The 11,324-nt window shown below is 38.4% G+C and carries 9 protein-coding genes; 8 read left to right on the top strand and 1 reads right to left on the bottom strand.

Annotation, left to right across the window (positions count from 1 at the left end; genetic code table 11):
- Positions 1–65 precede the first annotated feature (65 nt).
- Positions 66–833, bottom strand: a complete 768-nt coding sequence (locus tag AC3B6Y_RS04460; RefSeq protein WP_489756930.1) for a pyrroline-5-carboxylate reductase family protein — start codon at positions 831–833, stop codon at positions 66–68.
- 275 nt (positions 834–1,108) lie between these two features.
- Here AC3B6Y_RS04460 and AC3B6Y_RS04455 point away from each other — a divergent pair, with 275 nt between their 5' ends.
- From AC3B6Y_RS04455 to AC3B6Y_RS04420, 8 genes are all read left to right on the top strand, one after another.
- Positions 1,109–1,951 (top strand): hypothetical protein, encoded by an 843-nt coding sequence (locus tag AC3B6Y_RS04455; protein ID WP_489790509.1) that lies wholly within the window; start codon positions 1,109–1,111, stop codon positions 1,949–1,951.
- A 327-nt stretch (positions 1,952–2,278) separates the two neighbouring features.
- On the top strand, positions 2,279–3,742 hold the full coding sequence (locus tag AC3B6Y_RS04450; RefSeq protein WP_489756928.1) for a cytochrome ubiquinol oxidase subunit I: 1,464 nt from the start codon (positions 2,279–2,281) through the stop codon (positions 3,740–3,742).
- Entirely contained in the window at positions 3,742–4,752 is a 1,011-nt protein-coding gene (gene cydB / locus AC3B6Y_RS04445) for a cytochrome d ubiquinol oxidase subunit II (RefSeq protein WP_489756927.1), read from the top strand. The genes AC3B6Y_RS04450 and cydB overlap by 1 nt, the downstream gene beginning before the upstream one ends.
- A 3-nt stretch (positions 4,753–4,755) precedes the next feature.
- On the top strand, positions 4,756–6,486 hold the full coding sequence (cydD, locus tag AC3B6Y_RS04440; protein ID WP_489756926.1) for a thiol reductant ABC exporter subunit CydD: 1,731 nt from the start codon (positions 4,756–4,758) through the stop codon (positions 6,484–6,486).
- Entirely contained in the window at positions 6,486–8,210 is a 1,725-nt protein-coding gene (cydC, locus tag AC3B6Y_RS04435) for a thiol reductant ABC exporter subunit CydC (RefSeq protein ID WP_489790507.1), read from the top strand. The genes cydD and cydC overlap by 1 nt, the downstream gene beginning before the upstream one ends.
- Positions 8,211–8,391: 181 nt before the next feature.
- Positions 8,392–9,066 carry a deoxyribose-phosphate aldolase gene (gene deoC / locus AC3B6Y_RS04430; RefSeq protein ID WP_489790505.1) on the top strand — a complete coding sequence of 225 codons (675 nt, stop codon included), beginning with the start codon at positions 8,392–8,394 and terminating at the stop codon, positions 9,064–9,066.
- Between the two features lie 11 nt (positions 9,067–9,077).
- On the top strand, positions 9,078–10,265 hold the full coding sequence (locus AC3B6Y_RS04425; protein ID WP_489790503.1) for a phosphopentomutase: 1,188 nt from the start codon (positions 9,078–9,080) through the stop codon (positions 10,263–10,265).
- 9 nt (positions 10,266–10,274) lie between these two features.
- On the top strand, positions 10,275–11,222 hold the full coding sequence (locus AC3B6Y_RS04420; protein WP_489769340.1) for a sugar-binding transcriptional regulator: 948 nt from the start codon (positions 10,275–10,277) through the stop codon (positions 11,220–11,222).
- Positions 11,223–11,324: the final 102 nt, after the last annotated feature.

Below are 11,324 nucleotides of genomic sequence, written 5' to 3'. Positions count from 1 at the left end.
TAAAAAAGAGGTTGGAAATTTAAAATCCAACCTCTTTTTTTATAAATATAAGATTTGTTCAAACACTAACCTTCTTCGCAAGCCTTAATCGCTTTAATCAAAGCTCCGCGAAAGCCGTTTTCTTCTAAAGCGGCCACTCCGCGAATCGTGGAACCACCAGGAGTAGCTGAGTAATCCTTTAAAGCTTCAAAGTCTAGTTGCTGATTTTGCACTAATTGGACTGTGCCTTGCAGCATCTGTAAGATAATTTGATGACTATCTTCACGTTTCATGCCGTAATACACTCCAGCATCACTTAAAGCATCCATCATTACCGCCATTAATGCTGGTGTACAACCGGCAATCGTACCATAAATACTCAACTGCTGTTCAGGAACTACGTACACTTGACCTAGTTTGTTAAATAAATTGGTCACCAGTTCTTGATGAGCCGCCGTTTCTTGTTTTTGAAAGCTCACAGCAATTATTCCCTGGGCAATTTCCACTGCCGTATTAGGTACTGCCTTGGCAAAACCAGCTGCCCCAGTTAATGATTGATTAATTTGTGTTAAATCACCACCAGAAACTGAAACAATCATTCCCTCATAATCTTGACTTAACTCTTGAATCACTGCTGGCACCGCTGGTGCTGGAATCGCTAATAAAATAACTTCACAATCCAACAATTCCGATACACTTTGCGCTGCTCCCAACTGATACTGCGCAATTAACTTAGCTGCCGTTTGGTGCCGTCCACCCTTAACGATAATCTGTTGGGGACTAATGCCCGCTTTCAATAATCCTTTAATCATCGCACTGCCAATTCGGCCAGCACCTACAAGTCCAATTTTCATTTAATCACCTCAATTTTTTTCATTGTACAACAGAATAGTTTATTAATAAATTATTGGTTTCAAACCACAGTTTGCGGTAAAATGCAATTAGCTAAACTAAACAAGTACAACAAGTTGATCTAATTCAAACAAAAAACTTAGAGTATTTGTATTAGTTTTAAAAAAGGCAATAAAATTTTGAACTATTCTATATTGACTTTGTTCTAATTTAGATAAAATTCTTATTAGTTCTAACTCTTATTCAATGTTTAAATTATGCTGGAGGTTTTTTTCTTATGAAAATAGCAAGGCTAATTACCGGGATTATTACCATTATCTTAGCCATTGTAATTGTGATTCAATTTAAATTTGATAGTTTTATTCAAGCATTAATGGGTTACGCTGACTTAGGTAGTACCGCTAGTGTCCTAGTAGCCTTATCATATTTAATTGCTGGAATTATTTACATTGTTTGCAATGCTAGTACCAGCATTGTACCAGCTATTACCAGCTTTATTATTCTCATTTTAGGTGGCGTGATGGGCATTTTTAATGCTTTAAGTTTTCCTGGGATTATGATTTGGTCTTGGGTTGGTATTGGCATTGGGACGGTCATGGTCATTGCCAATCTGATCGTTCGCTTCTTCTTTACACCAGCCGTTGATGAATACGGTAATGCTTATAGCAATAGTTCTTACGATAACAATAATAACAATTATCAAAATCCTACGAATAACGGTTACACGGATCAAAATAATTTTGTCAACAATCAGCAGCAAATGCCGAATAATTATCAACAACCGGTCAATAATAACTATCAAGCTCCCAATAATTATCAACCAAATTCTAATCCTAACTTTCAACAGCCACCAATGGCACCGAACAACTATCAAAATCCTAACCAACCGCAACCGATGAATAATCCTGAAATGAATAATAATCAATTCAATCAGCCACAGCAAAACTTTGCACCCAATCAAGCTAATCCTATGGCACAAAACCCCAACCCAGCACCACCACAACCTAATCCGTCATTTGATAATAATTATGCTAATAACTATTATCAACCGACCCAAAACTCCGTTCCACCAGCTCCAACCAATAAACATCGTCGCTTTAAAACCAAAAACAAACCCTAATTTTCAAAAAACTAACTTTTACCACTTTTTCTTCACATTTTCATCATAATTAATGAATACTATTATTAGTGTAGATAACCGATAGGTTGCTACAACATATAAATTGTATTCACATCCTTACTCCTCCAAGAAACGACAACTAAGTTGTCGTTTCTTTTTTGTTTTAAAAAATTAAAAAAAGACTGCTTTAATTTTTATTTAAGCGATATTTTAAAAAGCATTTTTAGCCAAAAAAGCGTTTTTCTTGTTCGTTTTGTGGTAAAGTAATAGTTGGTAAGTTATGGATTAATGTAATTAATTTTACATAATTTAAGGAGTGTGAAATTCATGTTAACTTTGAGTTTGTCATTGTTATCATTAGCAAGATTACAATTTGCGATAACAACGATTTTCCACTTCTTTTTTGTACCGTTTTCAATTGGAATGGGCTTTTTAGTTTCAATTATGGAAACCATTTATGCAATTAAGAAGCAGGAAATTTATAAAAAAATGGCCCAATTCTGGGGCAAAATATTTTTGCTAAGTTTTGCGGTCGGCATTGTGACTGGGTTAATCCAAGAATTCCAGTTTGGAATGAATTGGTCCAACTATTCTCGCTTCATGGGCGATATTTTCGGTGCTCCTCTGGCGATTGAAGCTTTATTGGCCTTTTTCTTGGAATCGACTTTTCTTGGCGTTTGGATGTTTACTTGGGATCGTTTCAAGCCCGGAATTCACGCCTTATTTATTTGGTTGACTTCCATTGGTACCATGTTATCAGCTATTTGGATTTTAACTGCTAACAGTTTTATGCAACATCCTACCGGTTTTACTATCAACGGTAAAACGCATCATGCCCAAATGACCGATTTTGGTAGTATTGTTGGTAATCCTCAATTGTGGCGGGTGTTCCCCCACGTTATTTTAGGTGCTTTTGCTACTGCCGCTTTAGTTATCGTGGGAATGAGTGCTTGGGGCTTAATTCGGAAGCAAAAAGATCGTGCTTTCTTCAAAAAGTCCTTACATTTCGGTTTATGGTTCAGTTTAGTGGCTTCTATTGGCGTCATGGTTGCTGGTGATTATCAAACCCAACAAATTATTCAAGACCAACCAATGAAATTTGCTGCTACAGAAGGCGAATATAAAGATACTAGTTCCCCAGCTTCTTGGAAGATCGTCGCTACTTTTGATACTAAAGATCATAAAGTTAATCACGAAATCTCCGTACCTTATATGTTGAGTTTATTAGCTTATCATAAGCCTGAAGGCTCCGTTAAAGGTATGAACACGATTAACAAAGAATTAAAACAAAAATTTGCTCATAATAAGAGTAAGAGTATTCGCAATATTAAAAACTTCTATATTCCAACGACCGCTATTTTCTGGAGTTTCCGGGTCATGGCTGGTTTTGGCGCTTTGTTTGCTTTAGTTTCCATCGTTGGCTTGTTCTTGATGCGTAAAAAGCATGACATGATTGAAAATCAACGTTGGTTCTTATATATCTTAGGTTTCGTAATGTGGTGTCCATTCATCGCCAATACTTGTGGTTGGTTAATTACCGAATTAGGTCGCTATCCATGGATTGTTTATGGATTGTACACTATTGCAGATGCTGTTTCACCATCAACAACAGCTGGTGAGTTATTATTTAGTAATATTATTTATCTTGTTTTGTTTACCGTCTTGGGTGGAGTTATGATTTATTACTCACGGCAAACATTGCATCATGGTTTAAGTGCAATTGATGGACCTAGTGCTACACAACAAGACACTGTAACTGCGGATCCTTTTGCAAAGGAGGCCTTTGACTAATGACTGCCTTACAATTTATTTGGTTTATTTTAATCTGTGTGCTCTTTGTTGGCTTTTTCTTCTTAGAAGGTTTTGATTTTGGTGTGGGCATGGCTTCTGGTATTATCGCGCGCACTGATGAGGAAAAACAAACTATGTTGCGCATTATTGGCCCCCACTGGGTAGTCAATGAAACTTGGCTGGTTACAGCCGGTGGCGCCATGTTTGCTTCATTTCCAATGTGGTATGCGAGTTTGTTCTCTGGCTATTACATCATGTTCTTATTAGTCTTAGTCGGATTAATTCTACGGGGTGTTTCCTTTGAATTTGCGGAACATGCCGAAACCAAGCGTGGGCGGCACCTTTGGTATAACGTCTTTGTCTTTGGTAGCTTAGTCGCACCTTTAATGTTATGTATTATTTTCTTCAGTATGATTCAAGGTGTGCCAATCAATGCGCAAGGCGATATGCATGCTGGTTTCTTTGATATTATTAACTGGTTATCATTAGTTGGTGGAATTGCAGGCGTCTTAATGTCTTTAATTCACGGCTTAAACTATACACGACTAACCACAACGGGCATTTTAAGAGAACGGGCACGTAATCTTAATCGCTATCTCTATCCTATTTTGTTCGTTGGTGAAGTTGTCTTTGCCTTACTAGTAATTTTCCAAACAGACTTCTTCACTAATAAACCTGTTTCTAGTACTTTAATTACCTTACTCATCGTTTTGATGTCTATCATCGGGACTTGGGGAACGTACAAAGATCATGAAGTCTGGAGTTTACTTGGCAGTGGCTTATCCTTAGCCTTTGTAGTGATCTTAATCTTTAACGGTTTATTCCCACGGGTCATGATTGCGACTAACCCTGCCAATAGCATTTTAATTAAAAATGCTTCCTCTTCACCCGCAGCTTTAACGATTATGACTATTGTAGTCTGCATTTTACTGCCGATTGTTTTAATCTACTTTACTTGGTCTTACTATATCTTTAAACAACGGGTACCATCTGGGAAAGCGACCAATTAATTTATGATTGATAAACGTTTATTCAAATTACCCAAAGTTAAATCACTATTCGTAATGCTTGCAGGACTAACCGTCTTGCAAGCATTTATGATTTTATTACAAGCTAGCTTCCTCACACAGGCCTTAGTTTTTTCTTGGCGGCAATTGCATTTACACGCATTACTCAAGCCCACAATCGGATTTGTAATTGCCTTTTTAATTCGCCACTTGCTGGTCTGGTTAAAGAATATTCTGCTAGATCACTTTGCCACTCAGACAACCGAAAACTTACGCCAAGATATTTTAGACAAAATTTATCAAACGGGGCCCGACTTTATTTCTACAGCCGGTTCGGGCAACTTAGTCACCGAAACACTCGACGGAATGGATAAAGTTAATAATTATTTTAATTTGATTTTGACCAAGTTTATGGACATGATGATTATTCCATGGATTATCTTAATTTATATCTTTTTCCAAAACCGGACATCCGGAATTATTTTGCTGTTAGTTTTTCCTGTCATTATTTTATTTATGATTATTTTAGGCTACGCGGCTCAAGACAAGGCTGACGCGCAATATAATGAATATGTGGTGCTGTCGAATCATTTTTTGGATGCTTTACGCGGCTTGACTACCCTGAAAATGCTCGGTTTAAGTAAAGATTATGCGCATAATATCCAAACCGTTAGTGAAAATTATCGTAAAAAAACAATGAGTACTTTGCGCATTGCTATTTTATCGACTTTTGCTCTAGATTGGTTTACCACGCTCTCCATTGCTTTATTAGCCGTCTTTTTAGGTTTAGCTTTAATCAAGGGCTCAATTCCGTTATACCCTGCCCTGGTAACCTTAGTGTTAGCACCGGAGTACTTCTTACCATTACGAAATTTCTCCAATGATTATCATGCCACCTTAGATGGGGCTAATGCCTTCACTGCAGCCACTGAATTATTAGATCAACCCGTGGTCAGCGATCAACAGCTCGTAACTAACTTTACTTGGAATGAACAAAGCACGTTAAAAGTGTCCCATCTAAACTTTCAATATGATACCCAAAACCAGTTGGTTAATCTCCACGACATTAATTTAAACCTCCATGGTTATCAAAAAATCGCCATTATCGGCAAATCTGGCGCTGGCAAAACCACCCTCTTAGATACTTTAGGTGGTTTTCTCACTCCGAATAACGGACAAATCCAGCTTAATGATCAAGCTTTACCACATTTGTCCCAAACTAATTGGCAAAAACAAATCACCTATTTACCGCAAAAGCCGTATTTGTTTAGTGACACAATTGCCAACAATATTCGCTTTTATCAACCTGAGGCCACTGATGAACAGGTTCAACTAGCATCCCAGCAGGCCGGTTTAACCGACTTTATTGCGAGTTTACCGCAGGGATTAAATACTCCTGTTGGTGAAGGCGGCCGGGGCATTTCCGGCGGTCAAGCCCAAAGAATCATGTTAGCACGGGCCTTTTTGGCCCAACAGCGCCGCATTATTCTGTTAGATGAACCAACGGCCCATTTAGATATTGAAACGGAATATCGTCTCAAGCAAACCATGTTGCCTTTATTTGACCAACACTTAGTTATTTTTGCTACGCATCGTTTGCATTGGCTCCAACAAATGGACTATGTCATTGTCTTAGATCACGGCCAAATTGTGGAACAAGGACCAATTGAACAACTACAACAAGAAACGAGTGGCCCCTTTGCTGATCTAACTTTCCAAATGCGAGGTGATCTATAATGTGGAAGCACGATACTTGGGTTAAACCTTACCTGAAACAATATAAATTTCTTTTAGCTACAGCCTTATTCTTAGGCTTTCTGACAATTTTCTGTGGTGGCGCCTTAATGTTTGCCTCTGGTTATACCATTGATCGCTCGGCCACTCATCCGTACAATATTTTAATGATCTATCCGGCCATTTTGTTAACACGTGCTTTTGGAATCGGCCGCCCGACTTTTAAATATCTCGAACGTTTAAAAAGTCATAATTGGGTTTTAAAAGTCACCTCCGATTTGCGAACTCGCCTGTATAAAACAGTGGAAAAAGATGCGGCTTTCTTTAATGAAAAATATCGCAGTGGTAATCTGCTGGGCTTATTATCCGAAGATATTGATCATTTACAAAACCTGTATCTGCGAACGGTTTTTCCCACTGTTGTGGGGATCCTTTTAGCTATTTTTGTCACCATTGGTATTGGCTATTTTGACTTATGGTTTGCCATTATCACCGCCATTTTATTGTTACTCGAAATTTTGGTTGTACCTTTAGCTTCAACCGCAATTGAAGCCGCACGTCGTAGTCACCAAAAAGCGTTAACTGATCAGTTATATACTCAGTTAACCGATAATATTTTGGGGGCTAATGATTGGATTTTATCTGGACGCAAACAAGACTTTCAACAAACAACTACCCAGACTATTGCGCAATTAAACAGTTCCAAATTAAAGAGTAAACATTTTCGTTGGCAACGGGATTTCTATCTGCAAGTCATTCTAGTACTAATTTTTCTAGCCATGATTATTTTCACCAATTTGCACTTCACTAATACGCAAATGCGAGCTAACTACACGGCAGCCTTTGTCTTGGCAGTTGCTCCAATTGGTGAGGCCATTGTGCCAATTAGTCAGGGATTTGAAGAATATCCGGTTTATAAAGATTCGATTAAACGTCTCAATAATCTTCATCCCACCCTGCAACAATTACCACCGCAACAAAAATTAGCTGCGACAGATTTTCAAACTTTAAAATTAGAAAATTTGCAATTTGAATATGATGCAGATTCTCCGATCCTTTTGACAGACTTCAATCAAACCATTCAGCGGGGACAAAAGGTGGCTTTAATTGGGCCTAGTGGTACCGGTAAAACGACCCTACTACAATTAATCAACGGGGACTTAACTCCCCAAAAGGGTCAAGTTACTTTAAACGGGATCAATGTGCGAGCCCTTCAAGACGAACAAAAGCAATTGTTCTCTTTTCTCAACCAACAACCATTTTTATTTAATACATCTATCTTAAATAATGTGCGCCTTGGTAACGAAACAAAATCGGATGCTGAGGTGAAAGCCGCCTTAGATGCTGTTCAATTAACTAATTTAATTGAGCAATTACCCCAAGGCTACGAAACATCCGTACGCGAAGCGGGCGCACGCTTTTCCGGTGGTGAACAACAACGCATCACGCTAGCCCGCATTTTATTGCAAGATGCGCCAATTGTGCTACTTGATGAACCAACGGTTGGTTTAGATCCCATTACCGAAAATGATTTATTAAAAACTATTTTTGAAGTTTTAAAAGACAAAACCATCATTTGGGTTACCCACCATTTACAAGGCATTAATCACGTTGACCAAGTGGTCTTTTTAGACCAAGGTCAAATTAAAATGCAAGGTAATCCCAAAGATTTAGCCGCTAATAACCACCATTTCCAAGAACTTTATCGCATGGATCGTGGCTTCTAACTTTAAAAATTACAGCAAGCTAAAATTTTATACGCAGGACTAATTCTGATATGTAACCAGAATTAGTCCTTTTTTTGCTTAAAACACATGGTCATTTGAACATAATTTCAAAAAAATAGCTTTACATTTGTCAAATACACTATATAATTTAAATTGGAATTAGAGAAAGGGGTTTCAATCAATGAAAGAACTTAATCAAGCGGAGTTAGCTAAATACTTGGATCACACACTGTTGAATCCAAACGCTACTAAAGAAGACATTTTAAAGACTTGCGAGGAAGCTAAACATTACCAAACAGCTTCTGTTTGTGTGAATGCTTACTGGGCCAAACTAGTACATGAACAATTAGCTGATACTGATATTAATACTTGCGTGGTTGTTGGTTTCCCATTGGGCGCTACCAGCACAGCTACCAAAGTTTTTGAAGCAAAGCACGCCATGGCAGATGGCGCTGATGAATTAGACATGGTCATCAATGTTGGTGAATTGGTGGGCGGCAATTACGACGCTGTCAAAGCTGATATTCAAAGCGTTGCAGAAGCAGTTCATGCTGAAAACAAATTATTGAAAGTCATCATCGAAACATCATTCTTAAATGACGAACAAGTCGTCAAAGCTTCACAATTATCAGAACAAGCGCAAGCTGATTTTGTTAAGACTTCAACTGGTTTTAGTTCTGCTGGTGCTAAAGAAGCAGATGTGAAATTAATGCGCGAAACTGTGGGCGATCGTTTAGGCGTGAAGGCTTCTGGTGGCATCCACAGTTATGAAGAAGCTATGGGCATGATCGAAGCCGGTGCTAGTCGCTTAGGTGTTAGTGCAACTGTTAAGATTTTAGAAGGCGCTAAAAAGTAAAGGAGAACAAAATGGCTTATAAGAGAATTTTTGGTATTGTTTTAGATTCCATTGGTACTGGTGAAGCGCATGATGCCACCAACTTCGATGACGTTGGCTCAGACACCTTAGGTCACATCGGTGAATACTTCAAAGGTAAATTGAAATTACCTAACTTACAAAAGCTTGGCCTTTCTAACCAACGTCAAGAAGCAATCTTAGGTGTGCCTAAAGCTGAGCAACCAATTGGTTACTACGGTAATATGCAAGAAGTTTCTGTGGGTAAAGACAGTATGGATGGTCATTGGGAAATGATGCAATTACCAGTTATGACAGAATTATCTTTCTTCCCGAATGGTTTTCCAGATGACTTATTGAATAAAATTGCTGAATTTTCCGGCCGAAAAATTATTGGTAACCGGCCAGAATCTGGTACCAAAATTATTGCTGAATTAGGCGAACAACAAATGAAGACTGGTGATTTAATCATCTATACTTCTGGTGATTCCGTTTTACAAATTGCCGCTCATGAAGATGTAATTCCTGTTGATGAATTATATCGGATTTGTGAATATGCACGTAGTTTAGTTAACGGTCCTGAATATACTGTTGGTCGAATCATTGCGCGGCCTTACGTTGGACCTGACAAAGATCACTTTACACGGACTGCTAATCGGCATGACTTTACCTTGAAGCCATCAGCTAAAACCACCTTAAATTATTTGCAAGATAATAATGTAACAACTATCGGCATTGGCAAAATTAACGATATTTTCAGTGGCGACGGGATTGGTGAAGGTTATCATAACGAAAGTAACATGGACGGTATGGATCATTTAGACAAGGTTATGCAACAAGACTTTACCGGCTTCTGCTTTACCAACCTCGTTGACTTTGATGCGATGTATGGCCACCGGCGTAACGCGCAAGGTGATGGTGATGCTTTGATGGACTTTGACCACAGATTAGGTCATGTTTTAGAGCAAATGCATGATGATGATCTTTTAATCATTACTGCTGATCACGGCAATGACCCAACTTATAAAGGTACCGATCATACACGTGAATTAGTACCCCTACTCGTTTACTCACCAAGTATGAAAAATCCAGCTAGTTTAGGTACTCGGACAACCTTTAGCGATTTTGGTGCGACGGTTGCTGAAAACTTCAACATTACCACCAACGATAAAGGTACGAGCTTCTTAAACCAACTTCAATAAAGGCTAACTATGACAAATAACGGTGAAACTAAGTTAAAACAAGCTTTAATTGTGGCACAGCTTTATTACGAAGAGAATCTCAGTCAAACAACCATTGCCAATAAAATGCAGCTGTCACGTCCAACAATTTCGCGTTTATTGCAATTAGCGCGCGAATCTGGTTTAGTAAAAATTCAAATTGAAAATCCCTTTATTAATTATTCGGATTTAGGCGATATTTTATCGCAAAAATATCGTGCTCAAATTGAAATTGTCCCGTCACATTATGCCGGGCAAGCATCGAACCTTGATAGCGTTGGTGCTTATGCAGCTAACTTTTTAACCAATTTAGTCAAACCCAATGACATCATCGGCATTGGTTGGGGCAAAACGGTGCACGCCGTCACCACCAATTTAGCCGAACAAACGACTCCCGGTGTCAAAACGGTGCAATTAAAAGGTGGCTTTAGTTTTAGCCATGAGAAAACTTATGCCTATGAGAGTATTAATGAGCTAGCGCAAGCGTTTCAAACCCGGGCTCAATACCTGCCCCTACCCACTATTTTTGATAGCAAAACAACCAAAGAATTAGTGGAACAAGATCGCTTTATTAAACAAATCCTCGATCTAGGGCAACAAGCTAATATTGCGCTGTTTAGTGTTGGGACCGCAAGCAGTAATTCATTGCTCTTTAATTTAGGCTATTTAACTCAAGCCCAAAAGACAGAAATTCAAACTAAAGCTGTGGGTGATATTGTTTCCCGTTTTATTGATAATGATGGACAAATTATTAATCAAGAACTCAATCAACGCACTGTTGGGATTGAGGCGCAGGCTTTAGGACAAAAAGAAAGCTCGATTGTCGTGGCCAGTGGCTTACAAAAAACTGCAGCTGTGCATGCGGTTTTAAAAGCACATTACGCCAATATTGCAATTTTAGATGTACCTTTAGCCCAGAACTTGATTGATTATGAATAATTTTTCTTAAAGATTACCCGTAGTTGCTGCTTTAATGCTAGCAAAGGTAGTCTTTAAGGTACTAATAGTAAGCGTTTTCTTAAAACAAGATTAATTAAATCT

The organism is Bombilactobacillus sp. ESL1092, assembly GCF_058107465.1.
This window is presented reverse-complemented; position numbering and strand designations above follow the sequence as displayed.